Genomic DNA, 25941 nt, shown 5'->3' with positions numbered 1-25941 from the left:
TCGACTACGTCGTCCGACGGGCGCCGCGGCCCTCTCGGCCGTCCTAGCGTGGGTTCATGCCCGCATTTGGGAAGCTCGCCCTCACCGCCGCCGTTCTGCTCACCGCCGCCTGCGGTGCTCCCCCGCCCGCCCCGGCGGCGCCCGCTCCCCCTGGCGCGGCCGCCGCCGGCTGGTCACCCGCTCCCGTCGTGCCGCTGCCGTCGCAACCGCCGCCTTCGCTGGTCGTGGACGCGCCCTTGCCCGACCAGCTGGCGATGGGTCTTGTCGTGCTGCGGTACCGAGCGGAAAACCTCCGGATCGTCCCGGTCTACGGCCCGGCCGCCCTGGACGTGTCGCCGCGGATCGGCCACATCCACGTGACCGTCGACGACGCGGCGTGGCACTGGGCGGACGGCAGCGGAGAACCGCTGATCATCCAGTCGCTGCCGGCGGGGCCGCACAAGGTGTGGATCGGTCTCGCCGATCCGACGCACAAGATCCTCGACGAGAAAACGGTGAACTTCGTCGTCCCTGTCCACAGTGGACACCACTGAAAGCCTGGAGTTCCTTCCATGACACTCGATCAGTACTACCTGCTCGGCCGCTCCGGACTGCGTGTCAGCCGGATCGCGCTCGGCACGATGAACTTCGGCACCGGCGGTTTCCACGCCGCGTACGGGAAGACCGAGGACGAGGTCCGCCCGATCTTCCGCCGGTACCTGGAGGCGGGCGGGAACTTCGTCGACACCGCGGACTTCTACACCGCGGGCGAAAGCGAGACCATCCTCGGCCGCCTCATCGCCGAGGCGAAGGTGCGCGACCGGGTCGTGCTCACCACCAAGTACACCAACAGCGTCGACCTCGGCGACCCGAACGCCGGCGGCAACGGCCGCAAGCATCTGATCCGGGCGCTCGAAGCATCGTTGCGGCGGCTGGGCACCGACCACGTCGACCTGTTCCTGCTGCACACCTGGGACCGCATCACGCCGGTCGAAGAGGTGATGCGCACGTTCGACGACCTCGTGCGCGCGGGAAAGATCCGCTACGCCGGGCTTTCCGACGTACCCGCTTGGTACGCCGCCCGGGCGCAGAGCTTCGCCGAGGCGAACGCGCTGACCCCGGTCGTCAACCTCCAGCTGCCCTACTCGCTCGTGGAGCGGACCATCGAGACCGAACATGTGCCGATGGGACAGCATCTCGGGCTCGGTGTCACCGCGTGGAGCCCGCTGGCGGGCGGATTCCTCACCGGCAAGTACCGGCCGACCGGCGAGACACCGTCCGGCGAAGGCAGGCTGAGCGATCCGGGGAACCCCGGGAAGTCGTGGACGGACCGGGACTGGGCGTTGCTGAAGCCGCTGGAGAAGGTCGCGGGCGAACTCGGTGTCACGATGGCCCAGGTCGCGATCAACTGGGTCGCGACCCAGCCGGGCGTCGCGGCCGCGATCGTCGGGGCGTCCAGCGCGGACCAGCTGGGGAAGAGCATGGCCGCCCTGGACTTCGAACTGCCGCCGGAGTCGCGGGCGCTCCTCGACGAGGCGAGTGCCGTGCCGCCGGAGTCGGTGTACCGGATGTTCACGCCCGAGTACCAGAACTGGGTGATCTCGCCCGGGGTGAAGGTCGGGGACAAGCCGGCGGGATACGCGCCCGGGGTGCGGAACTGGTGACCGCGCCTCAGGTGCCCCTGGTCTGTTGCCGTTTTGCGGCGACGGGCCAGGGGTCGTGTCGTTGGTTTGTCGCCTGAGTTCGTAGCCGTTTTTTGGCAACAGGCCGGAATGGTCAGGCGACGAAGCCGTCTCGCAGGAAGCCGGTCGCCGTTCCCATTTCCCGGCAATCGGCCGGAACAGTAAAGCCGCGAAGCGGGCCTCACGCGAGCCGGTCGCCGTTTCCCGGCAACGAGCCAGAACGGCCAACTCGCAAAGCCGCCCCCACACGACCGCCGCCGTCCAAACAGTCGCCGTTTCCCGGCAACGCACCAGCCAACCGCGTCACGGACCGCCCCCACACAGCACCACCGCTTGTCTGAACCCGTCGCCGTTTCCCGGCAACGAACCACCGCACTTCCGAGCCCACGAGCCCGATCAGGAACTCCCGGAGTTCTTCCGCTGATTGGCATGGAACCGCGCCTTCTTCTGACGGTTCCCGCACGTGTTCATGTCGCACCACCTGCGCGTGCGGCTCTGGCTGGTGTCGAAGAAGGCGGCCAGGCAGGTCGGCGACGCACACAACGCCATTCGCCCGTCTCGTTCGCCCGAGATGATGCTGATCGCGTCGGCGGCGATCACGCTGAGGGCGTCTTCCACGCACGCGACCCGCCATCGCCGCTCCCCTTCGGGCGTGAGGACGGCCGCGGCCCGCCCCTGGGTGCTGCGGTCGTTGATGACTTGGACAGCAGCAGCGGGCAGGGCCTCTCGAGTCGCGGTCGCCGTCGCGGCGGCGTGAATCGCTTCCCTCAGTTGCCGGGCGGAGTCGAGCTCAGCAGTGGTGCAGGACTCCACGGCGAGGCCGCTCACCGCCAGCCAGTCCACGAGCCGCTGCGGCGTGGGGATGCGCTCCACGGCCTCACCACGACGCTCCGTCAGCGTCGCCGTGAAGCTGGTCGCCAACACGCTACCGAGGCGGAAATCAGGGAAGTCGGAACGCATGGAACCACCTTAGCCGGTTGCATCACGGTCGGGCGAACTGATAGAACCGTCTTAGCTGGTTCCAGCGACGAGGAGGCCCCATGACCACCGACGTGCAAGCATTCGAAGCCCGCGCGACCGACTCTGACCTCGACGATCTGCGTGCGCGCCTGGCCGCGGCACGGCTACCGGAAGCCGAGACGGTCCCTCGCTGGGGGCAAGGCGTTCCTCTCTCGGACCTCGTCGAGGTCGTGGACTATTGGCGCACCGGGTACGACTGGCGGCGGTTCGAAGAGCGTCTCGACCGGATCGGCCAGTTCCGCACGACCATCGACAGTCTGGGGATCCACTTCCTGCACCGCCGGTCCGCCCGCGCGGATGCCACTCCCCTGGTACTGACGCACGGCTGGCCGGGCAGCGTCGCCGAGTTCATCGATGTGGTGGACGAACTGGCGGATCCGACGGACCCGGGCACACCGGCGTTCCACGTCGTGGTCCCGTCGCTGCCAGGCTTCGGCTACAGCGACAAACCGGCCGTCAACGGATGGGGAACCGAAAAGATCGCGGCCGCTTGGGTCGAACTGATGGGCAGGCTCGGTTACGACAGGTTCCTCGCCCATGGCGGCGACTGGGGAGGCAACATCACCACGGTCCTCGGCGGCAGGTTCCCGGAACACGTTCTCGGCATCCACACGACGTTCGCGGAGGGACCGCCCGGGCTGACGACTGATGGACTGACCCCGGCCGAGCGCCAGTGGACCGAGGAAACCCACGACTTCTGGCATCACCGCGCGGCTTACGCCAAACAGCAGGCGACCCGCCCGCAGACCATCGGCTACTCGCTCGTCGACTCACCTGTCGGCCTTCTCGCCTGGATCCTCGACAAGTTCGCCGAGTGGTCGGACACCGAGGACAGCCCGTTCGAGACGATCTCCCGTGACCGCGTTCTCGACGACGTCACCCTGTACTGGCTGACCCGGACCGGCGCGTCATCGGCCCGCATCTACTACGAAAGCCACAACTCGCTCGATCCCGAGCTCCGCGTCGACGTCCCGTCGGCCATCACCGTCTACCCCCGCGACATCGAGAAGTATCCGCGTCCCTGGGCACAGGAGCGGTACCGGCGGATCGTCCGATGGAGGTCACCCGAAGCCGGCGGGCATTTCCCGTCGTTGGAGGTTCCCGGGTATTTCGTCAAGGATCTGCAGGAAGGCCTCGCGGCGGTACTGGCCGCCGATCGGCAAGCGGTATAGGGCGTTATACAACTCTCGACACGGGACCGCCCGCCATCACCCGGTCGTAGATCGCCCTCAGCCACGGCTGCCGAACGGCCGGGAGTCGTGCCAGCGTGTGCAGGAAGACGTCCCGCGCGGGCGCGAAGGGCGTGCTCGGATGCTTCGGTAGCGGGTCGTCCCGGAGGACACCCGCCGGCATGACCCCGGAAGCCGGAGCGGTCACCGGGTCATGACCGAACGCCAGCCACGTCCGCACCTCGGCGGCCACCGGCACCACGTCGGCGGCGCCGGAGTGCGGCCACGGCCGCCTCCCAATACGGGCTCCACGCTCCTGAGGGTTCGACCGGCGCTACACCTTCGACGGCCCAGTCGTCGGCAGGAGATTCCCCGGACGGCTCGAATCGCACGGAGTCCGGGAAGAACCGCACCTCCTGCCAGCGCGAGCAGTCGTCGATCCGGGTCCCCACCTCCAGCCCGCAGCGGGCGCACGCGAGGTTGGGGCCATCGCGCCCGTCCACGCCGTAGCAGTAGCCGTCGCAGCGGTCCGGGATCAGCACGGTCCCACGGGTGTCCCCGGCGCGACCACGATCGATCCGCCGGGCCCGTCCGAAAGCGAGTAGACGGGCGCGAACAGCCTCCAGGCTTCGGCCTCGTTCCATGGTCGCCACGGCGGGCCGAACGGCACGGTCAATCCGGCGGCGCAGCCCGCACAAGTGAACACGGCCACCGGACCCTCCCCCAGGCAGATGTCCAGACTACGCCCGGCCGAGGAACTTCCCCGCCACCGCCGCGAACTCCTCCGGCCTGGTGCCGTGCACCCGATGCCCCGCGTCCTCGATGATCGCCAGGCGGCAGTCCGGGATCAGCCCGCACATCCGTTCCAGCGACTCACGGCTGACATGGCTGGACGGCCCGCCGCCGATCAGCAGGGTCGGCGCGGTGATCGCGGCGAGCCGCTCCCACCAGGCGGGGTCGGGCGTCCGGAGTTCGGCCATGATCGGGTCGATCAGCCGCCAGTCGAACGGCAACGGCTCGGACGGCTCCGACGCGGGTGCCAACGGCTCCAGAACTTCGAGCGGAGGCGGCGGAGCGTCCTCGACGACCAGCCGCCGCACGCGGCCGGGCAGGCGCTGGGCGAGCAGCACGGCGACCCGGCCGCCCAGCGAATGGCCGACCAGGTCCGCTTCCTCCCCGAGGAGTTCGGCCACGCTGTCTGCCATCGCATCGAGCGAGTAGGTGTCGACGTGGGCGCTGTCGCCGTGTCCCGGCAGGTCGACAGCCAGGACACGGCGAGCCAGGCGGGCGGCGAAGTCGTCCCAAGTGCCGGCTTTGCTGCCCAGGGCGTGCAGCAGGACGACGGGCACCCCGCCGGACGGGCCGGTCTCCCGAAAGGCGAGCATCAGGCCCGCAGGTGCGCCCGGTCCGGCGCGACGGCGTGCCGCAACGGCTCCCCGAGCACGAACCGACGCAGCTCCGCCGCCACGAGTTCCCCCATCCGGGCACGTTCGGCGCCCAGCGCGCCCGCCAGATGCGGGGTGAGCACCACGTTCGGCAACGTGTACAGCGGCGAGTCCGGCTCGGGCGGTTCGGGCCAGGTGACGTCGAGGATCGCCGTCAGATCAGGGCGCTCCCGCAGCACCGGGACGACGGACGGCTCGTCGACGACGGCACCGCGGGCGGTGTTGATCAGCGTCGCGCCGATGCCCATCCTGGCCACCAGCTCACCGTCGACCAGCCCTTCGGTCTCCGGGAGCAGCGGCGCGTGCAGGCTGACCACGGGACACGTGGCGAACAGTTCGTCGAGGCCCACCAGCCGCACGCCGAGGCCGTCGGCGGTCGCCGGGTCGACGACGGGGTCGCTCGCGAGCACCTCCACGTCGAAACCGCGCAGATGCGACGCGACGAGCGCGCCGATCTCGCCGAGGCCGAGCAGGCCGACGCGGGACCGGTAGGCGCCCGCGACCCTCGGATCCGGCGGATAGGCCCGCCGTTCCCGGATCTCCCGGGAGATCCGGTGCACCTGCTTGAGTCCTAAGAGGACCTGGGCAAGGGTGAACTCGGCGACCGGGACGGCGTTCGCGGCCGCGGCGGACACGATCGGCAGCTCGCGTGCCCAGAACTCGGGCGTGGTCAGCGGCCGGACCGATCCGGCGGCGACGAGGACGGCCCGCAAGTCCCGCGCGTGTCCCAAAAGGACGGAGTCCAGCACCGGGGCACCCCAGCCGGACAGCAGGATCTCGACGCCTTCCAGCGCCGCCGGGTCCTCCGCCAGGCGCTCTCGGGTGAGCGGCTCACGCAGGTCCGCCAGCGTGCCGATCTCCTTCAGCACCGCCTCGGGGTAAACGTCGTCGCGGCGGCGCTCCTCCATCACGAGAAGTGCCGTCGGCCGGTGTTGCAGCTCGGTCATCCCTACCTCCGGCGGCGACCATACATCGGATGCTTGAGCCGGTCCACGCGCGGCGAGTCCCACGCAGAGGCAAACACGGGCGATTGAAATTCGTAATGATCGGACCATTGACCGGAGACCGTGAAAGCGCTTACCGTCCCCTCCGAGGTAGACAGCGTGGTCCACAGTGAACAGGAGAAGCGATGCGGAAATCGCGGTGGATCGGCGCGGGACTCACTGTCTCGGCGCTGGTCCTTTCGGGCTGCTCGGCAGGTCCCGCCGGAACGAACGTCGCACAGGACACCAAGGCGCCGTTGGAACTGTGGACCCGGACGACCCCCGGTGGCGCCGGCGAGCAGGCCACCAAGCGGCTCGCCGAGGCCTTCGAAAAGGCCACGGGATTCAAAGTGCAGGTCACCGCGATCTTCGACGACTTCGAGACGAAGCTGGCCCAGCGCGCCGCCCAGCGCGACCTGCCGGACATCGTGATGAACGACGTCACCCAGGTCGGCACCCTGAAGAGCCAGGGTCTCGTGCGCGAGATCGACCAGGGCAAGATCAAGCACGCGTCGGAGCTCACCGAGCAGGCGCTGAAGTCCAACCAGGCCCCGGACGGCAAGCTGTACGGCCTGCCCTACAGCGCGCAGGCCTCGGCGCTGCTGATCCGCAAGGACTGGCGCGAGAAGCTCGGCAAGAGCGTCCCGCAGAGCTGGGCCGAACTGGCGGACCTCGCCAAGGCCTTCACCACCGGCGACCCCGACGGCAACGGGAAGAACGACACCGCGGGCCTGAACGCGACGCTGTCGACCAAGCGGGGTTACGCCTCCTGGTACTTCTCGAACTTCCTGTGGGCCGCGGGCGGCGACTTCATCAGCGAAACCGGCGGTGGCAAGTACAAGCCGGCGATGAGCACACCCGAATCCGTGGCCGCGGTGCAGTGGTTCCGCGACCTCGGCTGCAAGGAGAACGTGATCCAGCCCGGTTCGGTCACCATGCCGACCCCGGCGACCAACGAGACCTTCGAAGCGGGCAAGGCCGGGATGTACGTCGTCGGCCCGTACCTGCTGCCGCGGTTCGACAAGTCGCTCGGCAAGGACAAGTACGAGGTCGTCCCGATGCCGAAGGGCGCCAAGAACGCCGACGTCCTCGCCGAGGGCCTGTCGATCTTCATGATGGCCGGTTCGCCGAACCAGGCCGGGCAGGACGCTTTCGGTGACTTCGCGATCTCGGCCGACGGCCAGAAGATCGGCATGGAGGGCGAGTCGGCCTTCATCGTACAGCTCCCGGTGAACAAGAACGTCGACATCACCCAGGTCCGCTCCGACCCGCGCTGGAAGACCTACGCCGAGATCTATGCCAAGTCCGGCCACTACGCGCCGTCCATCCCGAACTGGACGCCGGTCCGCCAGGACACCGCGGACACGATCAGCGCGCTCGTCGCCGACTGCAAGCTCGATCTCAAGGCGGAACTGTCCAAACTCGACACCAAGCTCACCGCGACGTTGCAGCAACAGGGGATCAGCGCCTCATGACCGTAGATCACGCCAAGCCGGCGGCCGTCGGCGCGGACCGTCCCGCCGTCAAGCGGGCGCCCGCGCCGAAGGCCCGCAGGCGCAGCGACCGCGACGGGAAATGGTGGACGCCGTGGCTGTTCCTGGCCCCCGCCCTGATCCTGTTCGTGTACTTCAAGTTCATCCCGATGATCACCGCGGTGACGATGTCCTTCCAGGACGTCCAGCCCTACCTGGGCAACCAGTGGGTCGGCGGGCAGAACTACAGCACGGTCCTCGGTGACGAGGCGTTCCATTCCGCGATCTGGCACACCGTCGTGATCGCGATCGGGCAGACCGCGGGGTCGATGATCATCGGCCTCGCGCTCGCTCTGCTGATGGAGGGCCAGAGCAAGCGGCTGAAGTTCCTGCGGTCGGCGGCGTTCCTGCCGGTGGTCGTGCCGATCGCGGTGGTCGCCGAGCTGTGGCGGATCATGTACCACCCGACCGAGGACGGGATGCTGAACTCCATCCTCGGCCTGGTCGGGCTGGGCCCGTCGGGTTTCATCAACGACCCCGACAGCTCGATGGTCTCGGTCATCATCACCGGGATCTGGCGCGGCGCCCCGTACGACATGATGATCTTCCTCGCCGGTTTGGCCGGTATCGACCGGGGGCTCTACGAAGCGGCCACTGTGGACGGTGCCTCCCGCTGGCGCAAGATCCTCCATGTGACGCTGCCGGGCCTGCGGTCGGTGTTCTCGATCCTGTTCGTCCTCGCGGCGATCCGCGGCCTGCGGGTGTTCACCGAGGTGTTCCTGCTGACCAACGGCGGGCCGAACGGCTCGACCGAGGTGGCGATGACCCTGATCTACAAACTCGGCCTGGAACAGAACCGGCTGGGCGTCGGCGCGGCGGGCGCGGTCCTGCTGTTCCTCGCGACGCTCGTGCTCACCCTGTTCGTCCAGGTGCTCCGACGGAGGCGAGACGCATGACCGCGGCCAACGATTCGGCGCTCGGCCTCGACGCCGTCAAGTCGCCGGGCGGACGGATCCTGAAGTTCGTCCTGTACGCCCTGCTGCTCCTGGTGTTCGCCGGACCGCTGCTGGCGCTGCTGGTCAGCGCGTTCAACGACGTCTCCGACCCGACGGCGCTGAGCGTGGTGCCGTCCAGCCCGACCCTGGACAACTTCGGCATCGCCTTCGACCTCGGCGTGGGGATGTACCTCCTCAACTCGTTCCTGGTGGTCGGCTTCGGCCTGCTGCTGCAGGTCGTCATCTCGGTGCTGGCGGGCTACGCGCTGGCGCGCAAGAAGTTCCGGTTCATGACCTTCGTGCTGGTCGCGATCCTGGCGACGCTGATGCTGCCGGAGGAGATCCTCGCGATCCCGCTGTCGCTGATCCTGTCGGATCTGCCGGTCGTGCACCTCAACCTGATCGGCAGCCTCGCCGGGATGATCGTGCCGCTGGGCGCGTGGGCCTTCTCGATCCTGGTGATGACCGAGTTCATGAAGGACGTCCCCCGCGAACTCGAAGAGGCCGCGCGGATCGACGGGGCGGGCGATCTGCGGATCTTCGCGCAGATCATCCTCCCGATGTGCAAGCCCGCGCTCGGCGTGATCGGCGTCTTCGGCTTCACGATGATCTGGGACCAGTACCTGCTGCCCCTGCTGGTGTCGACCGACGCTTCGACCTACACCCTGCCGCTGGCCCTGCGGACGCTGCGGATCGACACGAACGTCACGCCCGGCGTGATCATGGCGGCGTCGCTGCTGGCGCTGCTCCCGTCGGTCGCCGCGTTCCTGTTCTTCCAGCGTTCGTTCGTCCGCGGCCTCGCTTCGGGCGCGCTGAAGGGCTGACCCACCATTACAAGGAGCGATCCTGAAGTGAGTTCCACCGCCTGGTTCACCCACGACCGGTTCGGGATGTTCGTCCACTGGGGACTGTATTCGCTGGCCGCCCGGCACGAATGGGTGCAGAACCACGAGAAGCTGACCGACGAGCGGTACCGGGTCTACTTCGACCATTTCGAACCGGACAAGTACGACCCGCGGTCCTGGGCGCGGGCCGCGAAGGCCGCGGGCATGACCTATGTCGTGCTGACCACCAAACACCACGACGGTTTCTGCCTGTGGGACAGCGACCTCACCGATTTCAAGGTGACGAACACGCCCTACGGCAAGGATCTGCTCGGCCCGTTCGTCGACGCCTGCCGCGAAGAAGGCCTGAAGGTCGGCTTCTACCACTCGCTGATCGACTGGCACCACCCGGCTTTCCCCGTCGACGGCACCCATCCCCGCCGTGACGACGCGGAGTACATCGCGGCGCACCAGTACGCCGACATCGCCGAGTATCGGCTCTATCTCCACGGTCAGGTGCGCGAACTGCTCACCCGCTTCGGCACGATCGATTACCTGTTCTTCGACTTCTCCTACCGGGGCCGCAAGGAATGGTGGGGTGGCAAGGGACCGGACGACTGGGACTCCCCCGGTCTGCTCGCGATGGTCCGCGAGCTGCAGCCCGGCATCCTGGTCAACGACCGCACCGGGATTCCCGGCGACTTCATCACGCCGGAGCAGTACCAGCCGTCCGGACCGATGACCCGCGACGGTGTCCCCGTGGTGTGGGAGGCCTGCCAGACCCTCAACGGCAGCTGGGGTTACGACCGCGACAACCTCGACTACAAGAGCCCCGAACTGCTCATCCGGATGCTGGTCGACGGCGTGTCCAAGGACGGCAACCTGCTGCTCAACGTCGGGCCGAACGGCCGGGGCGAGATCGACCCTCGCGCACACGAGGTGCTCGCCGGGATCGGCCGCTGGATGGACCGGCACGAACGCTCCGTCCGCGGCTGTGGCCCCTCGGAGTTCACCGCGCCCGCCGACGGCCGCTACACCCAGCGCGGGGACCGGCTCTATCTGCACCTGTTCAGCTGGCCGATGAACCACGTCCACCTGCCCGGTCTCGCCGGGCGAGTGCGCTACGCCCAGCTGCTCGACGACGCCTCCGAAATCCGGCAAGTGCACACGGATCCCGGGCAGACCGCGCAAAACACCCAGATGGGCGGGCAGCCGGAAGGCACGCTCACCCTCAAACTCCCCATCCGGAAACCAGACACCCCGGTCCCGGTGATCGAACTGTTCCTGAACACGGAAAGCCCCGCCGCCGAAACCCTCCCCACCGATTGAGCACGGAGGCATCATGGATCGCAGAAGGTTCCTCAGCGGCGCCACCCTCGGCGCCGCGCTGATCACCGTCCCCTGGGTCACCGCGGGCACGGCGTCGGCCAAACCGAAGGGGCTGTGCGCCCTGAACGTCAGTTCGCTGACCGAACTGCAGAACGCGATCGACCGGGCGGGCCCCGGTGCCGTCATCACCGTGAACAACGGCACCTACACCGTGCCCACGGGCAAGCCGATCAGCATCAAGGGCAGGCGCGGCACGAAGGACGTGCCCATCACCATCGTCGCCCAGTCCCGCGGTGGGGTGACGCTCAACGGTGAGCAGAGCTTCGTCTTCGACGACTCCACCGGCGTCACGATCAGCGGGTTCAAGTTCCGCCAGAGCACCACGATCGAGATCCCGCCGAACTGTTCGGTGATCCGCCTGACCCGCAACGACTTCCAGCTGGCCGACATCGAAGGCCTGCACTGGGTGATGGTCCGGGCCGACAAGAGCAAGATCGACCGCAACCACTTCCACCACAAGACCACGCTCGGCGTCATGCTCTGCATCGAGGGCGCGGACGAAGACAAGATGGCGGTGGACGTCGAAGTCTTCCGGAACTACTTCTCCGACCACACCTTCGCCGGCGACAACGGCGGCGAGCCGATCCGGCTCGGCGTCAGCCCGCGCGCGCTCAGCACCGCCGGCGCCAAGATCGAGTTCAACCTCTTCGAACGCGCGAACGGCGACCCGGAGGCGATCTCGGTCAAGTCGTCGGGCAACTTCATCCGCAACAACACCATCCGGAACAGCCTGGGCGGCATCGTGCTGCGCCACGGGAACAAATCCGTCGTCGAATCCAACTTCATCCTCAACGGCAAGGAAGGCATCCGGATCTACGGCAACGACCACAAGATCCTCAACAACTACGTCGCCGGCGTGTCCGGCAGCGCGCTGGTCGTCGGCAGTGGCTCCGTCCGGGACCATTTCCCGGGTGAATCAAAGGAATCGCGGCGCGGCAACGACGCGGCGGACCGCGTGCTCATCGCGCACAACACGCTGCTGAACAACAGCGGCACGCTCGCCGGCGAGACCAAACGGACGATCGAACCGCGCGACTGCACGATCTCCGACAACCTCTTCGTCGGCAGCAACGGCGACCTGGTCGCGATGAGCACCACGGGCAACTTCACCTGGTCCGGCAACATCCTGTGGGGTTCGGGCGGGGACGGCAACATCCCGGCCGGCACCTTCCGCCGGGTCGACCCGAAACTCGTGCAGGGCACCGACGGCGTCTCGCGGCTCGCCGCGGGCAGCCCCGCGATCGACGCGGCGACCCTCTCGACCGCGCCGGTCACGCTGGACCTCGACGGCCAGGCCCGCGGCAGCCTGCGTGACGTCGGCGCCGACGAGTACTCGACGGCCGCCATCGCCAACCGGCCGCTCACCACCGCGGACGTCGGCCCCGGCGCTCCGTAGCAGGGCGACATCAGAGCCGGGCTCACGCCGGCGGCAGCCCACGCCGGCGTGAGCCCACCGCACCACCGAGGAGGAACCATGGCGCAGCGTGCCGCGGGTTCGGCCACCCTGGCCGACGTCGCCCGCGAGGCCGGAGTGTCGCTCGCGACGGCGTCGAGGGCGCTCAACGGCGGGACGAGACAGGTCAGCGGCACCCTGCGCGAATCGGTGCTGCGGGCCGCGGAACGCTTGCAGTACACGGCGAACGTGCCCGCGCAGGCGATGGCCCGCGGCCGCGGCAACGTCGTCGGGCTGCTGGTGCACGACATCGTCGACCCGTACTTCTCCTCGATCGCGTCCGGTGTGATGCGCGTGGCCGCCCGGCACGGGCTGACGGTCACCATCGCGAGCACGGAAAACCATCCGGAGAAGGAACTCGAGTACGTCACGACGTTGCGCGGGCAACGGGCGCGGGCGGTCATCCTCGCCGGGTCGCGGAACGAAGACAGTGCCCTGCAACGGAATCTCACCAAGGAGCTCAAAGCGTTCGAGGCCGCCGACGGCCAGGTCGTGGTGATCGGGCAGCGGAAACTGCCGTTCGACACCGTCATGCTGGAGAACCGTGCGGGAGCGGCGGATCTGGCCGAACAGCTCGCCCGGCTCGGGCACCGCGACTTCCTCGTCCTCGCCGGGCCGTCCGGCCTGCTGACCTCGCGGGACCGGGTGCTGGGTTTCCGTGACGGCCTCGCCCGCCACGGCGTCCCCTTGCCCGAAAACCACGTGCTGCGCGCGGAATTCACCCGCGACGGTGGCTACGCGGCGATGGTGCGGGCGATCGAGAGCGGCTTCCGCGGCTGCGTGTTCGCGGTCAACGACGTGATGGCCGTCGGCGCGATGGCCGCCTGTCGCGACCGCGGGCTGCAGGTGCCCGCCCAGATCGCGATCGCCGGATTCGACGACATTATTACCTTGCGGGACATAAGGCCCTCGCTGTCCACTGTGCGGGTGCCGATCGAGCGCATGGGCGAACAGGCCCTCGACTTCATCCTCGACCACCGCGCGGACGGTCCCCGCGTCAAGCCGATCACCGGCGAGGTCGTGCTGCGGGAAAGCACTCAACCGTTGGAGGGAAAATGATCCGCCCGGGACTGTGTTCGGTGACCTTGCGGCGGCTGGACGCCGACGAGGTCGCCCGTCGCGCCGAAGAAGCGGGACTTCAGGTGATCGAGTGGGGCGCCGACGTCCATGTGCGTCCCGGTGACGACTGGGCGGCCGAGCGTGCGTTCGAGGCCATGACACGGCACGGGCTGACCTGCGACTCCTACGGCTCCTACTTCCGCGCGACACCGATGGAGGCCGGGACGTTCGGCGACATCGCCGCCACTGCGGTCCGGCTCGGTGCCTCGCGGATCCGGGTGTGGGCCGGGAAAGCGGGCTCCGAGGACGTCGACTCCTACGAGCGCGAGCAGATCGTCGCCGGTCTGCGCGAGGCCGCCGACGTCGCGAACGAGCACGGCCTGGAGGTCGCGCTGGAGTTCCACGGCGGGACGCTGACCGACACCGCCGAATCGACCGTGCGGTTGCTCGAAGAGGTCGGCCGCGACAATCTCGGCACCTACTGGCAGCCGCCGCAGGATCTGCCGGACGAGCAGGCGCTGGCGGGACTCGAACTGGTGCTCGGCCAGGTTCGCGCGGTGCACGTGTTCTCGTGGTGGCCCAGCAACGAGCGGCATCCGCTGACCTTCCGGACGGAGCTCTGGACGCGGGCGTTCGGCCTGCTCGCCAAGGCCGGGCGGCCGCTCGACGCACTGCTGGAGTTCGTCCCGGACAACGACCCGGATCTGATCCCCGGCGAGGCCGACTCGCTGCGGAAGCTGATCGAGGCGGGCGCGTGAGGTTCACCGAAGCCGACAGGCTGCTCTTCGCCGGCGACTCCATCACCGACTCCAGCCGCGACCGCACCGATCCCGCGTCGCTGGGCAAGGGTTACGTGCGGCAGATCGCGGACCTCCTCGGCGACGGGCCGGAAGTGGTCAACCGGGGGATCAACGGCAACCGGATCTACGACCTCGAAGCCCGGTGGGCCACCGACGTCCTCGCGGCGCGGCCCACGGTGCTGACGGTGAAGATCGGCATCAACGACACGTGGCGGACCTTCGATCGCGGCCTGTCGAGCCCGATCGGGAAGTTCCGTGCCGCCTACTCCCGGCTGCTGGCCGCTGCGCGGGAGCACCTCCCGGCCGAGTTGTACGTGATCACGCCGTTCCTGCTGCCGGTGGAGCCGGCACAGCGGGACTGGGTCGGCGATCTGGCGCCCCGCATCGAAACCGCGATCGACGTGGCGACCGAGTTCGGCGCGCGACTGGTCCGCGCGGATCTGTTCATGCCGCGCGCGGCGGCCGAGCACGGGGCCGCGACGCTGGCCCCGGACGGCGTCCACCCCAGCCCGCTGGGACACCGCCTGCTCGCCGAAGCCTGGCTCGCGGCGGCCGGGGCGCCGGTCGAGGAGGTCCCGCTCCCCTAGCGGATACAGTTGCGGTCGTGAACCGGGATGCCGTCATAGCCGGACGTTACCGGCTGGAGCGCGAGGTCGGCCGGGGCTCGATGGGCGTGGTGTGGCGGGCGCGGGACGAGCGGCTCGACCGCACGGTGGCGCTGAAGCAACTGCTGCCGGACACCTCGCCGGACGACGCGCCGTTCCGGTCGATCGTGCGCGCCATGCGGGAAGCCAGGGTGGCAGCGCGGCTCAAGCACCCTCACGCCGTCACCGTGTACGACGTCGTGGAGCAGGACGGAACCCCGTTCCTGGTCATGGAATACCTGCCGTCGCGGCCGCTGACGGAACTCCTCGCCGACGACGGCCCGCTCCCCGCCGGCCGGGTGGCGGAACTCGGCGGGCAGATCGCCTCGGCGCTGGCCGCCGCGCACGAGGACGGGATCCTGCACCGCGACGTCACGCCCAACAACATCCTGATCACCGGTGACGGGCGGGCGAAGATCGCCGACTTCGGCCTGTCCCACGCCACGGGCGAAGGGACCATGACCGGCGGCGGGCTCGTCGTCGGCACCCCCGCGTACCTCTCCCCCGAAGTCGCCGACGGCGAAGAGCCCGGCTATCCGTCGGACGTGTTCTCGCTCGGCTCGACGCTCTACACCGTGCTGGAAGGCGCGCCGCCGTTCGGCACCGACGCCAACCAGATCGCGCTCCTCAAACGGGTCGCCCGCGGCGAGATCGTCGCGCCGCGCACCACCGGCCCGCTCACGGACGTCCTGCTGCGCATGCTCCGGCGCGATCCCGCGGAGCGGCCGGACATGGCCGAGGCCGAACGGATGCTCGCCGCCGTCGCCGTCGCCGACGGCCGTCCGGCGATCCTGTCCGGCACCAAAAGGCTGCCCGCGCCCACCCGCCGATCGCGCTTGCCGATCGCCATCGCGGGCGGTGTCGTGGTGGCGGGTGGTGTCCTCGCGGGGATCCTGCTGTTCGACGGCGACTCACCCGACGCCGTCGCCCCGGTGGCGGCACCGTCCCCACCGGCCGCGCAACCGGTGTGCGAAGCGCGTTACGAGATCGCCAACCGCTGGCCCGGCGGCGCGGAGATCCGTGTGTCGGTGCGCAACGCCAAGGACACCCGGCTCGCCGGCTGGGAGGTCAGCTGGACCCTGCCGCCCGGCACCCGCATCGCCAATCTGTGGAACGGTTCCCTGGCACAGGACGGCGACCGCGTGCGAGTGTCCGAACTGGACTGGAACGCGGTACTGCCCGCCGGCGGGACGACCACGTTCGGCTTCATCGCGACCACCGAGGACGACGGCGGCGACACGCCGGTCGCGGTGTGCCGGAGTTCCTGACCAAAATGTGACGCATTTCACGTCTGATTTGTCCGATTACCGGGGTCTCCCGCACCGGCATGCTGCGAGCGCGAAAGCATTCGACAGCAAGGAGAAACCGTGGACGACCGGCGATTCCCCATGGCGCGCGCGGCACGCCGCCCCTTCGACCCGGCACCGGAACTGACGCGGCGAGCCGAAGACGACCCGGTGTCGCGGGTGAGGTTGTGGAATGGCGGCACACCGTGGCTGATCACCCGGTACGAGGACGTGCGGACGGTCTTGGCCGATCCGCGGGTCAGCGTCGATGCCACGTGTCCCGCCTTCCCGCACACCAACGCGGTGAGCAAGGCGCGCGACACGACGATGAAGACGTTGATGCAGATGGACGCGCCGGAGCACACCGCCCAGCGACGGCTGCTGAGCCCGGAATTCACGATCGAGAAGATGGCGGCCCTGCGGCCCCGGATCCAGCGGATCGTCGACGACCTCATCGACGGGATGCTCGGCGGTCCCGAACCGGTGGATCTGGTGGCGGCGTTCGCGTTGCCGGTCCCCACCCAGGTGATCTGCGAGCTGCTCGGCGTGCCCTACGCCGACCGCGGCTTCTTCCAGGGAGTGGCGCACACCCTCGTCATGGACGAGCCCGATCCCGGACAGGCCGTCGCCGCCAGCGAGGAGCTGAACGCCTACCTGGAACGACTGGTGATCCGCAAAAGCGCCGAGCCCGCCGAAGACCTGCTCAGCACACTGGCCGTCGGGCAGTTCCGGACCGGCGCGATGACCCCGCATGAGATCGCCACACTGGGCCAGCTCCTCCTGGTGGCCGGACACGACACCACCGCGAGCATGATCGCGCTGGGCACGGCCGCGCTCCTCGCGAACCCGGATCAGCTCGGCCTCGTCCGGGACGGCGATCCCGCGCGGGTGGCCGGCGCGGTGGAGGAACTCCTGCGCTACCTGTCCATCACCCACACCGAAGCGCGCCGCGTCGCGCGCGAGGATCTGGAGATCGGCGGAAAGCTCGTCCGCGGCGGCGAGGGCATCATCGCGGCGAAGAGCACGGCCAACCGGGACCCGGCAGTCTTCCCTGATCCGGATTCCGTCGACGTGCGGCGCGAAGCCCGCCACCATGTCGCCTTCGGCCACGGCAGGCATGTATGCCTCGGCGCGCCACTGGCCAGGGTGGAACTCCAGGTCGTCTACGGCACGCTCTTCCGGCGCATACCGACCCTGAAATCGGCCATTCCACTGGAAGAGCTGAAGTTCGACGAGAACGCGGTCTTCTACACGGTGAAGGAGCTGCCCGTCACCTGGTGAGCCGGGCGGTGGATTCCCGCGCGTTGAGCCGCACCGGAACTTCGATCCGGTGCGGCCCATCGTCCGGGGCCGCACCCTCGACGAGATCCATCAACGCCGTGGCCGCGCGGCCGCCCACCTCGCGGGGATGCACGAACATCCCGGTCACCTGGGGCGAAACGAGCCGAAGAGAACCGCTGTCGACCGCACTGCAGATCCCGAGCTCGCCGGGTACCGCGAGCCGCCGGCGGCGGGCCTCGTGGAGGACCCCGAGGGCGAGGTTCTCCGACGTCGTGAAGACGGCGTCCGGACAGACTCGGCGGTCGAGTAGCCTGCCCAGCGCCTCCGCCGTGCCTTCGGTGGTCGGCGGCTCGTCGATCTCGGCCACCACCGGCTCCAGTCCCCGGCCTTCCATCCAGCCGGTGTACCCCGCGACCAAATCCGCCGCGTAGGAGCGGCCGGTATCGGTGGTGATCATCGCGGGCCGCTCGTAACCGTTGCCCGCCAAGTGATCCAGCATCAGCTGGGCGGCCGCGACCAGGTCGTTGTCGACGACGACCGGAACCGGGCACGGCGCCGCCATCGGCCGCCCGACGGTCACCAAGGGCCGGTCACGGCACCAGCCGCTCGCGAAGAAGGGCTCGTCTCCACGGGGATCCACCAGGATCGCGCCGTCGACGGCGAAGGCGTTCAGCCGGTCGAGGTCGGCGTCCGTTGGCGCCAGGAGCAAGGCGTACGACCGTTTCGACGCGGCTTCGGCCGCCCCGTTGAGTACTTCGAGGAAATAGTCCGAATTGGGCACGAGCGCACAGGCACTGCTCGCGTCGACCGAGTTCGCGAGCTGGATCGCCAGGGTGCGGCTGCGCCGGGTGACCAGCTGCTGCGCGTGCACACTCGCCTGATAGCCGAGGTCGGCCGCCGCCCGCGTGACACGCTGCCGGGTCTGCTCGGAGATCCGGCCCTGCCCGCTGAGCACGTGGGAGACGGTGGTGATCGAGACCCCCGCGGCGGCGGCGACGTCACGGATGGTCGGCGACACTCAGGCCTCCACTGGCGGTCCCCAGACGCGGTTCGGCCGGTCGGTGTCCAGCCGATAGTCGGTGACATGGGCGTCGCCCAGCCTACGGCCGAGGTCGGCCGCCGCCACCAACGGCAGGGCGGGATCGCGCTCCACCTCGCCCCGGCTGTTGCCGACGCCGACCACGATCCCGGCGAGGTCCTGACGCAGATACCGGGTGAGTTCCTGGAACTGGGCCTCGAGGCCGAGCGTCGCGCCGCGATAGCTCTCCTCGCAGGAGATCAGCACCGCGGCTCGTTTGCCCATCAGCCCCGGCACGACCTCGGCGGTATGCGGTGAACTGCCGGAGGTGTAACAGAAAAGCCGGTCGAAGAAGGATTTGAGCCGCCCGGTCATGCCGTACCAGTGCAGCGGTGTCGCGTAGACGATCGCGTCCGCCGGGAGCACGTGCTCGAACAGCAGGCGCTCGTAGCCGTCCCCGATGCCGCAGGACCGGTCGCTCAGCCTGCAGTCGCGGCAGTCCCCCAGCGGCGACTCGACGAAATCGGAGAGCCGGGCGAAGCCGACCGTGTGCCCGGCTTCCTCCGCCCCCTTGGCCAGCGCCTGCGCGAGAGCCCAGGAATTGCCTTCACGACGCGGGCTCGAATCGAGCACCAATACCTTCACGTGGTTCTCCCCGGAGAGACTGCAAAAACGCTTTTTCAGTCTCTCCGGGAGAGTTTCACCTGTCAAGCGACCGAGGTCAGGCGACCTTGGCGGCCGCCGCGAGGATGACCTCCGCGACGACGTCCGGCCGCGAGACCGAGACCGCGTGCGAAGCATCGATCCTGGTGACCTCCGAACCGGCACGCTCGGACATGAACGCCTGCGCGGCGGCGGGGATCGCGTGATCCTGCTCGGCGATCAGGGCCCACGACGGCAGGTTCTTCCACGCCGGCTCGCCGTCGAACGGCGTACCGAGGGCGCGCTCGGTGACCGGACGCTGGGTGACCGCCATGACCTCGGCGACCTCCGCGGGGACGTCGGCCGCGAACACGTCCGAGAAGTTCTCGGGCTTGATCGACAGTTCCCCCTGGGCGGCCAGGACGTTCGTGGTGTCCGGGCCGAGCTTGCCGCCCTCGAACCGGCCGGACAGCTCGAACACGCTCTCCCCCGCCTCCGGCTGGAAGGCGGCGATGTAGACGAGCGCCTTGACGTTCGGCGCGGTGTTCGCCGCGCGGCTGATCACCACGCCGCCGTAGGAGTGCCCGGCCAGCACCACGGGGCCGTCCACCCCGTTGACGACGTCGGCGACGTAGTCCGCGTCGGACTCGATCCCGCGCAGCGGATTCGACGCGGCCAGCACGCGATAGCCCTGCTCGCGCAGCTTCGGGACGACGCCGTTCCAGCTGGACGAGTCGGCGAAAGCACCGTGGACCAGGACGATGGTGGGCTTCCGGTTGCTCATGGCTGCTCCTTCAAAGCTAGGGAGAATGATCGGTCTTTCTCTCTCAACCATGCTGCCCTGGGAGTCCTTCCGCAACGTGACGAAGGCGACCTGGTGGAATGACCGTTCTTTCTCTAGAGTTGAAAGATGCCGACTGTCGACCGGGACGTACACCCGAAGATCCGGCTGCTCGAGACAGCGTCGCGGCTCTTCTACGCCGAGGGCATCCATGCCGTCGGCGTGGAGCGCCTGGTCTCCGAAGCGGCCGTGACCAGGGCGACGTTCTACCGCCACTACCCCACCAAGGACGACCTCGTCGCCGCCTATCTGAGCACCACGAGCGAACGGATCCGCGCGGGTGTCGGCGCGGCGACGCAAGGGAAGCCCGCCCGCGAAGCCCTGCTAGCCGCGCTGGGCATCGTCGGCGACCGGACACTCGACGACGATTTCCGCGGTTGCCAGTTCCTCAACGCCGCCGCCGAATACCCCGATCCCGCACACCAGGTGCGGCAGGTCATCGACGACCACCGGAACTGGTTCTTCGGCGTGCTTCGCGACCTGGCGCGCGACGCGGGTCATCCCGACCCCGACCACGCCGCCCGCACCCTCGTCCTCCTCCGCGACGGCGCGCTCCACGGCGGGAACCTCGACGACCCCGAGACCGTGCGCGCCACATTGGGACGGGCGGTGTCCGACCTCGTCGCCTGAGCTTCATCGCGTCTTCTCGACGGTCGTAACAAGTGCTACCTTCGCGGGAGGGGGCACGGCCGGACCGAGGAGCGGCGACGATGAGGCTTTCTCCCAGCGCGCATGTCGACCCGTTCTGCCGTGACCGGCTGCCTCCCGCCGATCAATGGCCGGAGTTCGTGTTCGATCTGCCGGAACTCCGATATCCGGACAGGCTGAACGCCGCGACAGCGCTGCTCGACGACACCGTCGCGCGACTCGGCCCGGACCGCCCCTGCCTGCTCTCCCCCACGGAAACGTGGACATACGGCGAAGTCCTGGCCCGCGCCAACCGCGTCGCCCACGTCCTCGTCACCGAATTCGGTGTGGTTCCCGGCGATCGCGTGCTGCTGCGGGGCACCAACACACCATGGCTCGCGACGGTGTGGCTCGCCGTGATCAAGGTGGGCGCGGTGGCCGTCACGACCATGCCGATGCTGCGACGGGCAGAACTCGGCAAGATCGCCGGCCGCGCGAAACCCGCGCTCGCCGTCTGCGACGAACGCCTCCTGGACGAACTCCCGCCCGAACTGCCCGTCGTGTCCTACGGAACGGAACTCGCCGCCCGCGCAGAACGGCATCCGGCGACGTTCGCCGACGTCCCGACCGCGGCTGACGACGTCGCCCTGCTGGCCTTCACCTCCGGCACGACGGGCTCGCCGAAAGCGACGATGCATTTCCATCGCGACCTGCTCGCGATCGCCGACACGTTCTCCCGGCACGTCGTGCGTCCGACATCCGACGATCTCTTCTGCGGCACACCACCGCTGGCCTTCACCTTCGGCCTCGGCGGCCTCCTGGTCTTCCCCTTGCGCGCGGGAGCGGCGACGCTGCTCGTCGAACGCGCCACTCCCGCGGAACTCGCCGCCATCGCCGCCGAGAAGGGCGTCACCGTCCTTTTCACCGCCCCGACCGCGTACCGCGCGATCCTCAACGCCGGCGACGGACGGCTGCTGGCCGGAGTGCGCCGGGCCGTCTCCGCGGGCGAATCACTTCCCGCCCCCGTGGCCGAGCAGTACCGGGAGATCGTCGGGCGGCCGCTCATCGACGGGCTCGGCAGCACCGAAATGCTGCACGTGTTCATCTCCTCCGCCGACGACGACGCACGCCCCGGCGCGACCGGCAAGGTCGTGCCCGGATATGAGGCGGCCGTTCTCGACATCGACGGTTCACCCGTGCCGGACGGCACACCCGGGTTCTTGGCGGTACGCGGCCCCACCGGCTGCCGCTACCTCGAAGACCCGCGCCAGCAGGACTACGTCCGCGACGGCTGGAACTTCACCGGCGACACCTACGTGCGCGACGCCGACGGCTATTTCCGGTTCGTCGCACGCAGCGACGACATGATCATCTCGTCGGGCTACAACATCGCCGCCCCAGAGGTCGAGGAAGTCCTGCTGACCCATCCGGACGTGGACGAATGCGCCGTGATCGGCACACCCGACCCGGATCGCGGTTCGGTCGTCACGGCGTTCGTCGTCCCCCGGCCCGGCGCCGCCCCCGGGACGGATCTCGTGAAAGCGTTGCAGGAACACGCGAAGGCGACCGCGGCGCCGTACAAGTACCCGCGCCGCGTGCGGTTCATCGAAGCGCTGCCGCGCAACGCGAGCGGGAAGCTGCAGCGGTATTTGTTGCGGGAATTATGACCTGGGAAGGCTTCTACAACACCAGAGATCTTGGCGGCTTGCCGACCAGGTCGGGCCAAACGACTCGTCACGGCGCTTTCTTCAGGGCGGCCGACCTTCGTTTCGTCACCGACGAAGGCTGGTCCCAGGCACGACAAGCCGGGGTCCGAACCATTGTCGATCTGCGCAATGCCGACGAGATCCGGCCCGCAACGGCGAAGTCCCCGACAGCACTGGCGGGCTCGGCGCAATTCACCGCCGCCACCGCGGGCGTAACCACACCGACCGGCGTCGACCGCATCGAGGTACCCCTCGACGATATCGAGGACATCGAGTTCTGGCAGCACATCAACAGTGAGCAACTCAACGGCAGTCCCCTCTACTACCGCCCCTTCCTCGAACGGAAACCCGGCCGGTGCGCCGCCGTCAGGTGCCGGATTCCTTTGTGGACCGTGAGGCGCGGAAGGGGAAGGGCCTTCGGACCACGCTCCGATCGTGGTGGATCTTTCGCTCTGAGCGCTCGCCGGCTCCTGCCGGATGTCATGAAAGGGTCGTTCAGGACGTTTTTCGTCTTGAACGACCCTTTCATGACACTTGAGTGAGGGCCACCCGCGCTCCCCCACTCCCGAACGCTATGAAAGGTCCTTTCCTTGCAAATTTTGCAAGGAAAGGACCTTTCATAGCACTCAAAGGAGCCGGAGAGAGCGGCGTCAGCCTCCCCAGGCTCCAGTCGCCACACACGCCCACCGGTCACGATGGCCGCGCGTGAAGGGGGCCTTCATGTACTTGCACACCCAAGGACCGCATTCAGAGGACGAAATGCTACAAACACCCCGCCACAACCACCACTGAACCCGAGGGAACCCGCCGACCAACCAGGCGACGGCCCCCTCGGCATGCCCAACCACCTGTCAGCGGATCCCACGCCGTCGACTCGCCGCGACCAGCGCGACAATACTGAGCGACGCGGTCGCCAAAAGATAATAACCGGGCGAAACCGGCGATCCGGTGGCCGCGATCATCGCGGTCGCGATGGTCGGCGTGAATCCGCCGAAGATCCCGACGGTGGCGTTGTAGGCGAACGAAAGCCCCGTCGCCCTGGTGTGCGCCGGGAAGACGTCGGCCATCACCGAGGGGAGCGCGCCGAAGTAGGTGGCCTTCAACAGTCCCAGGATCGTCATCGTCACCGTGAGTGTCAGGAACGACGGCGAGCTGGTGACCCACAGGTACAGCGGAACCACACCGGCGCCGATCACCGCCGCGGCCCCGATCATGATCCTGATGCGGCCGTGCCGGTCGGTGAGCAGTCCCACGATCGGTGTCACGACGGTCAGGATGGCCGCGGTGATCATCAGGGCGACGAACGACAGCGAGTCGTCCAGGCCGAGGTTCTTGATCGCGAACGTCGGCAGTGACTGCAGGATGAAGTTCAGCGAGGTCGAGACGACCAGCGCTCCTCCCGCGATCAGCAGGCCGCCCCAGTGGAAGCGGAACAGCGTCCGGACCGGCGCGGACTCCGGCTGATTCCCCTTCGCGACTTCGGGTTCGTCGACGTGCCGCCGGATGTAGTAGCCGACCGGGCCGACGAGCAGCCCGAAGACGAACGGGATCCGCCAGCCCCACGACGTCATCGCGTCCGCGCTGAGCGAAGCGGTCAGCCCGGCGGCGAACCCGGCGGACATCAGGGTCGCGAAACCCTGGCTGGCGAACTGGAAGCTGCCGAGGAAACCCTTGCGGCGATCGTCCTGTTCGATCAGGAACGACGTGGCCGCCCCGAATTCCCCGCCCGCCGCGAATCCTTGGATCAGCCGCGCGACGATCACACCGACCGGAGCGAGGAAACCGATCGTCGCGTAACCCGGCATCACCGCGAGCAGGAAGGTCCCGATGACCATCAGCCAAATGGTGAGCACCAGCGCCTTCTTGCGGCCGAACTTGTCGGCGTAGGCGCCGAGCACGAGTCCGCCGAGCGGGCGCACGAGGAACGTGATGCCGAAGACGGCGTACGCCTGGACGAGCTGCACGGCGGCGTTTCCGCCGGGGAAGAAGGTCTTGCCGATGTAGGCCGCCATCAGCGCGTACACGCCGAGGTCGAACCATTCGAGCGCGTTGCCGATGGTCGCCGCGGCGATCGCGCGCCGCGTCGACGACGGCGTGCGGGGCTTGGCCATCGTCCGGTCGCTCATCACGCCTCCTCGCCTCGCCGCCCGAGCGCGTGGAACAGCGCCGTGGCGAGGACGAGCCCTTCCCGGGCGATCGGCGCGAGCAGGTGTTCGTCGGGCGCGTGCTGCAGGCACCCGGGATAGGAGTGCGGTAGCCACAACGTCGGGAGGCCGAGCAGGTCGGTGAACACATGGTTCGGCAGTCCTCCGCCGAAGCTCGGCAAGATCGCGGTCCGCTGATCGGAAATCTCGTCGAGCACGCTCTTCGCCCAGCCGACCCACGGGTCGTCGACAGGGGTGCGGCTGGCGAGGAAGCTGCCTTCGGCGGTGACGTCGACCATCGAAAACCCTTTCGCGACAAGGTGTTTCGTGATCGCTTCGCCCACACCGTCGACGTCGGTTCCCGCGACGTAACGCAGTTGCAGCATCGCGCGGGCGCGGCCGGGGATGGCGTTGACCGGGCGATCGATGTCGGCCGCGCCGAGCGAGAGGACTTCGAGCGTGTTCCAGCCGTACAGCCGCTCGGCCGCGGTCAAGCCGATGTCTCCCCAGCTCGCGTCCAGCGCCGGATCACCGGGTTTGTTCCCGATCTCCAAGTCGGTGAGCGCCGCGCGGACGCTGTCCGGGAGTTCGGGCGGCAGGAGTTCCGGCGCCTGGACGCGGCCGTGCCCGTCGACGAGACAGGCGATCGCCCCGGCGAGAGTGGTGGCGGGATTGCGCAGGACTCCACCCCAGTTCCCCGAATGGTAGGCGTCGGGGCGGAGGTCGACGTCGAGGGCGATCCGGACGCTGCCCCGCGCGCCGAGGAACAGCGTCGGCGTCGCCGCGTCCAGGCGCGGACCGTCGGAGGCGATGAGGACGTCGGCGCTCAGCGCCTCCCGGTTCGCCTCGACGAACTCGTCGAGTCCTGGCGAGCCGATCTCCTCCCCTGTCTCGAAAAGGAACTTGAGATTGAAGCCGAGCGAACCCGTTTCGGCGAGGAGCAGCCTGAGCGCGGTCAGGTTGATCAGATGCTGTCCCTTGTTGTCGGCCGAACCCCGGCCGTACCAGCGCTCGCCGACGGCGGTCAGCGTCCACGGGTCCCGGCCTTCGCTCCACCGGCCCTCGTGCCCGTCGACGACGTCGGCGTGGCCGTAGCACAAGAGGGTGGGCAACCTCGGGGACTCGACGCGGGTGCCGATCAGGAACGGCCCGCCGTCCGGGTCGGGGTTCGGGTACGTCTCCACGGAACAGCCGAGTGCGATCAGCGCCGGGGTAAGTACTTCGTCCAGGTATGCCTTGATGGCAACGCGGCCGCTCGGATGATCGCTCACCGTCGGATACCGGACGAGTTCGGCGAGTTCGGCGAAGAACGCCCCCGAGTCGACGTGCTCCCGGGCTTTCGAGACCAGTTCCGCAGGGATCGCCACGATGTCTCCCGATTCGCTCGCCGAGTGTCGCAGAGGAGCGTAAGTCGGTTTGCGTACCCTGACCATTGCCGTTTACCGTGCTCCGCGTTCTCATTGCGGCAAACCTGCGGAGATC

At 68.7% G+C, this 25941-nt stretch carries 26 protein-coding genes; 16 read left to right on the top strand and 10 right to left on the bottom strand.

Features of this window, described 5'->3' with window-relative positions; all coding sequences use genetic code 11:
• The first annotated feature begins 56 nt into the window (after positions 1 to 56).
• Entirely contained in the window at positions 57 to 533 is a 477-nt protein-coding gene (locus ACIBTM_RS19215; RefSeq protein ID WP_395878362.1) for a DUF6130 family protein, read from the top strand.
• Between the two features lie 18 nt (positions 534 to 551).
• Positions 552 to 1643 (top strand): aldo/keto reductase, encoded by a 1092-nt coding sequence (locus ACIBTM_RS19210; RefSeq protein WP_395878360.1) that lies wholly within the window; start codon positions 552 to 554, stop codon positions 1641 to 1643.
• 414 nt (positions 1644 to 2057) lie between these two features.
• On the opposite strand, the gene ACIBTM_RS19205 is transcribed toward ACIBTM_RS19210, so the two are convergent.
• The gene (locus ACIBTM_RS19205) at positions 2058 to 2621 is read right to left on the bottom strand and encodes a CGNR zinc finger domain-containing protein (protein ID WP_395878358.1); all 564 of its coding nucleotides are present in this window, start codon (positions 2619 to 2621) and stop codon (positions 2058 to 2060) included.
• 80 nt (positions 2622 to 2701) lie between these two features.
• Between ACIBTM_RS19205 and ACIBTM_RS19200 the strand changes: the two genes are divergently transcribed.
• Positions 2702 to 3853: an epoxide hydrolase family protein gene (locus ACIBTM_RS19200; RefSeq protein WP_395878356.1), complete on the top strand. Its 1152-nt coding sequence runs from the start codon at positions 2702 to 2704 to the stop codon at positions 3851 to 3853.
• Between the two features lie 4 nt (positions 3854 to 3857).
• On the opposite strand, the gene ACIBTM_RS19195 is transcribed toward ACIBTM_RS19200, so the two are convergent.
• From ACIBTM_RS19195 to ACIBTM_RS19180, 4 genes are all read right to left on the bottom strand, one after another.
• Positions 3858 to 4103, bottom strand: a complete 246-nt coding sequence (locus tag ACIBTM_RS19195; protein ID WP_395878354.1) for a hypothetical protein — start codon at positions 4101 to 4103, stop codon at positions 3858 to 3860.
• 282 nt (positions 4104 to 4385) lie between these two features.
• Positions 4386 to 4562 (bottom strand): hypothetical protein, encoded by a 177-nt coding sequence (locus ACIBTM_RS19190; RefSeq protein WP_395878352.1) that lies wholly within the window; start codon positions 4560 to 4562, stop codon positions 4386 to 4388.
• Between the two features lie 28 nt (positions 4563 to 4590).
• Entirely contained in the window at positions 4591 to 5235 is a 645-nt protein-coding gene (locus ACIBTM_RS19185) for an alpha/beta fold hydrolase (RefSeq protein WP_395878350.1), read from the bottom strand.
• The gene (locus ACIBTM_RS19180) at positions 5235 to 6242 is read right to left on the bottom strand and encodes a hydroxyacid dehydrogenase (protein ID WP_395878348.1); all 1008 of its coding nucleotides are present in this window, start codon (positions 6240 to 6242) and stop codon (positions 5235 to 5237) included. Before ACIBTM_RS19180 ends, ACIBTM_RS19185 begins: the two co-directional genes overlap by 1 nt.
• Before the next feature lie 182 nt (positions 6243 to 6424).
• Between ACIBTM_RS19180 and ACIBTM_RS19175 the strand changes: the two genes are divergently transcribed.
• The 10 genes from ACIBTM_RS19175 to ACIBTM_RS19130 all read left to right on the top strand — a co-directional run bounded on the left by ACIBTM_RS19175 (position 6425) and on the right by ACIBTM_RS19130 (position 17481).
• Complete coding sequence (locus ACIBTM_RS19175; protein WP_395878346.1) at positions 6425 to 7753, top strand: extracellular solute-binding protein; 1329 nt, start codon at positions 6425 to 6427, stop codon at positions 7751 to 7753.
• Positions 7750 to 8706: a carbohydrate ABC transporter permease gene (locus ACIBTM_RS19170; protein WP_395878344.1), complete on the top strand. Its 957-nt coding sequence runs from the start codon at positions 7750 to 7752 to the stop codon at positions 8704 to 8706. The genes ACIBTM_RS19175 and ACIBTM_RS19170 overlap by 4 nt, the downstream gene beginning before the upstream one ends.
• Positions 8703 to 9569 (top strand): carbohydrate ABC transporter permease, encoded by an 867-nt coding sequence (locus ACIBTM_RS19165; protein WP_038514598.1) that lies wholly within the window; start codon positions 8703 to 8705, stop codon positions 9567 to 9569. The genes ACIBTM_RS19170 and ACIBTM_RS19165 overlap by 4 nt, the downstream gene beginning before the upstream one ends.
• Before the next feature lie 27 nt (positions 9570 to 9596).
• Positions 9597 to 10898, top strand: a complete 1302-nt coding sequence (locus ACIBTM_RS19160; RefSeq protein ID WP_395878343.1) for an alpha-L-fucosidase — start codon at positions 9597 to 9599, stop codon at positions 10896 to 10898.
• A 13-nt stretch (positions 10899 to 10911) separates the two neighbouring features.
• A complete protein-coding gene (locus ACIBTM_RS19155; protein ID WP_395878342.1) occupies positions 10912 to 12354 on the top strand; it encodes a chondroitinase-B domain-containing protein in 1443 nt (480 codons plus the stop codon).
• Between the two features lie 78 nt (positions 12355 to 12432).
• Positions 12433 to 13470: a LacI family DNA-binding transcriptional regulator gene (locus ACIBTM_RS19150; RefSeq protein ID WP_125690705.1), complete on the top strand. Its 1038-nt coding sequence runs from the start codon at positions 12433 to 12435 to the stop codon at positions 13468 to 13470.
• Positions 13467 to 14228: a sugar phosphate isomerase/epimerase family protein gene (locus tag ACIBTM_RS19145; RefSeq protein ID WP_395878339.1), complete on the top strand. Its 762-nt coding sequence runs from the start codon at positions 13467 to 13469 to the stop codon at positions 14226 to 14228. Before ACIBTM_RS19150 ends, ACIBTM_RS19145 begins: the two co-directional genes overlap by 4 nt.
• Positions 14225 to 14857 (top strand): SGNH/GDSL hydrolase family protein, encoded by a 633-nt coding sequence (locus tag ACIBTM_RS19140; protein WP_395878337.1) that lies wholly within the window; start codon positions 14225 to 14227, stop codon positions 14855 to 14857. Before ACIBTM_RS19145 ends, ACIBTM_RS19140 begins: the two co-directional genes overlap by 4 nt.
• A 17-nt stretch (positions 14858 to 14874) precedes the next feature.
• Complete coding sequence (locus tag ACIBTM_RS19135; protein WP_395878335.1) at positions 14875 to 16182, top strand: serine/threonine-protein kinase; 1308 nt, start codon at positions 14875 to 14877, stop codon at positions 16180 to 16182.
• Positions 16183 to 16302: 120 nt separating this feature from the next.
• Positions 16303 to 17481 carry a cytochrome P450 gene (locus tag ACIBTM_RS19130; protein WP_395878894.1) on the top strand — a complete coding sequence of 393 codons (1179 nt, stop codon included), beginning with the start codon at positions 16303 to 16305 and terminating at the stop codon, positions 17479 to 17481.
• Here the strand turns inward: ACIBTM_RS19130 and ACIBTM_RS19125 are convergent.
• The 3 genes from ACIBTM_RS19125 to ACIBTM_RS19115 form a co-directional block, all read right to left on the bottom strand.
• Positions 17471 to 18499 carry a LacI family DNA-binding transcriptional regulator gene (locus ACIBTM_RS19125; RefSeq protein ID WP_395878333.1) on the bottom strand — a complete coding sequence of 343 codons (1029 nt, stop codon included), beginning with the start codon at positions 18497 to 18499 and terminating at the stop codon, positions 17471 to 17473. The two genes, ACIBTM_RS19130 and ACIBTM_RS19125, sit on opposite strands and share 11 nt — an antisense overlap.
• Positions 18500 to 19144 (bottom strand): flavodoxin family protein, encoded by a 645-nt coding sequence (locus ACIBTM_RS19120; RefSeq protein ID WP_395878331.1) that lies wholly within the window; start codon positions 19142 to 19144, stop codon positions 18500 to 18502.
• Between the two features lie 76 nt (positions 19145 to 19220).
• The gene (locus ACIBTM_RS19115) at positions 19221 to 19925 is read right to left on the bottom strand and encodes an alpha/beta fold hydrolase (RefSeq protein WP_395878329.1); all 705 of its coding nucleotides are present in this window, start codon (positions 19923 to 19925) and stop codon (positions 19221 to 19223) included.
• Positions 19926 to 20051: 126 nt separating this feature from the next.
• Between ACIBTM_RS19115 and ACIBTM_RS19110 the strand changes: the two genes are divergently transcribed.
• The 3 genes from ACIBTM_RS19110 (at position 20052) to ACIBTM_RS19100 (ending at position 22857) form a co-directional block, all read left to right on the top strand.
• Positions 20052 to 20612 carry a TetR/AcrR family transcriptional regulator gene (locus ACIBTM_RS19110; protein WP_395878327.1) on the top strand — a complete coding sequence of 187 codons (561 nt, stop codon included), beginning with the start codon at positions 20052 to 20054 and terminating at the stop codon, positions 20610 to 20612.
• Between the two features lie 80 nt (positions 20613 to 20692).
• The gene (locus ACIBTM_RS19105; RefSeq protein ID WP_395878325.1) at positions 20693 to 22276 is read left to right on the top strand and encodes an AMP-binding protein; all 1584 of its coding nucleotides are present in this window, start codon (positions 20693 to 20695) and stop codon (positions 22274 to 22276) included.
• Positions 22273 to 22857 (top strand): tyrosine-protein phosphatase, encoded by a 585-nt coding sequence (locus ACIBTM_RS19100; protein WP_395878323.1) that lies wholly within the window; start codon positions 22273 to 22275, stop codon positions 22855 to 22857. The genes ACIBTM_RS19105 and ACIBTM_RS19100 overlap by 4 nt, the downstream gene beginning before the upstream one ends.
• Before the next feature lie 309 nt (positions 22858 to 23166).
• Here the strand turns inward: ACIBTM_RS19100 and ACIBTM_RS19095 are convergent, their stop codons facing one another.
• Both ACIBTM_RS19095 and ACIBTM_RS19090 read right to left on the bottom strand, forming a co-directional pair.
• The gene (locus tag ACIBTM_RS19095) at positions 23167 to 24441 is read right to left on the bottom strand and encodes an MFS transporter (protein WP_395878321.1); all 1275 of its coding nucleotides are present in this window, start codon (positions 24439 to 24441) and stop codon (positions 23167 to 23169) included.
• A complete protein-coding gene (locus tag ACIBTM_RS19090; RefSeq protein WP_395878319.1) occupies positions 24441 to 25826 on the bottom strand; it encodes a M20 family metallopeptidase in 1386 nt (461 codons plus the stop codon). The genes ACIBTM_RS19095 and ACIBTM_RS19090 overlap by 1 nt, the downstream gene beginning before the upstream one ends.
• Positions 25827 to 25941 lie beyond the last annotated feature (115 nt).

Origin of the sequence: Amycolatopsis sp. NPDC049868 (genome assembly GCF_044461365.1) — a bacterium.
Taxonomy (GTDB): domain Bacteria; phylum Actinomycetota; class Actinomycetes; order Mycobacteriales; family Pseudonocardiaceae; genus Amycolatopsis.
Note: the sequence above shows the minus strand (reverse complement) of the source record. Positions and strands in the feature narration are given on the sequence as shown.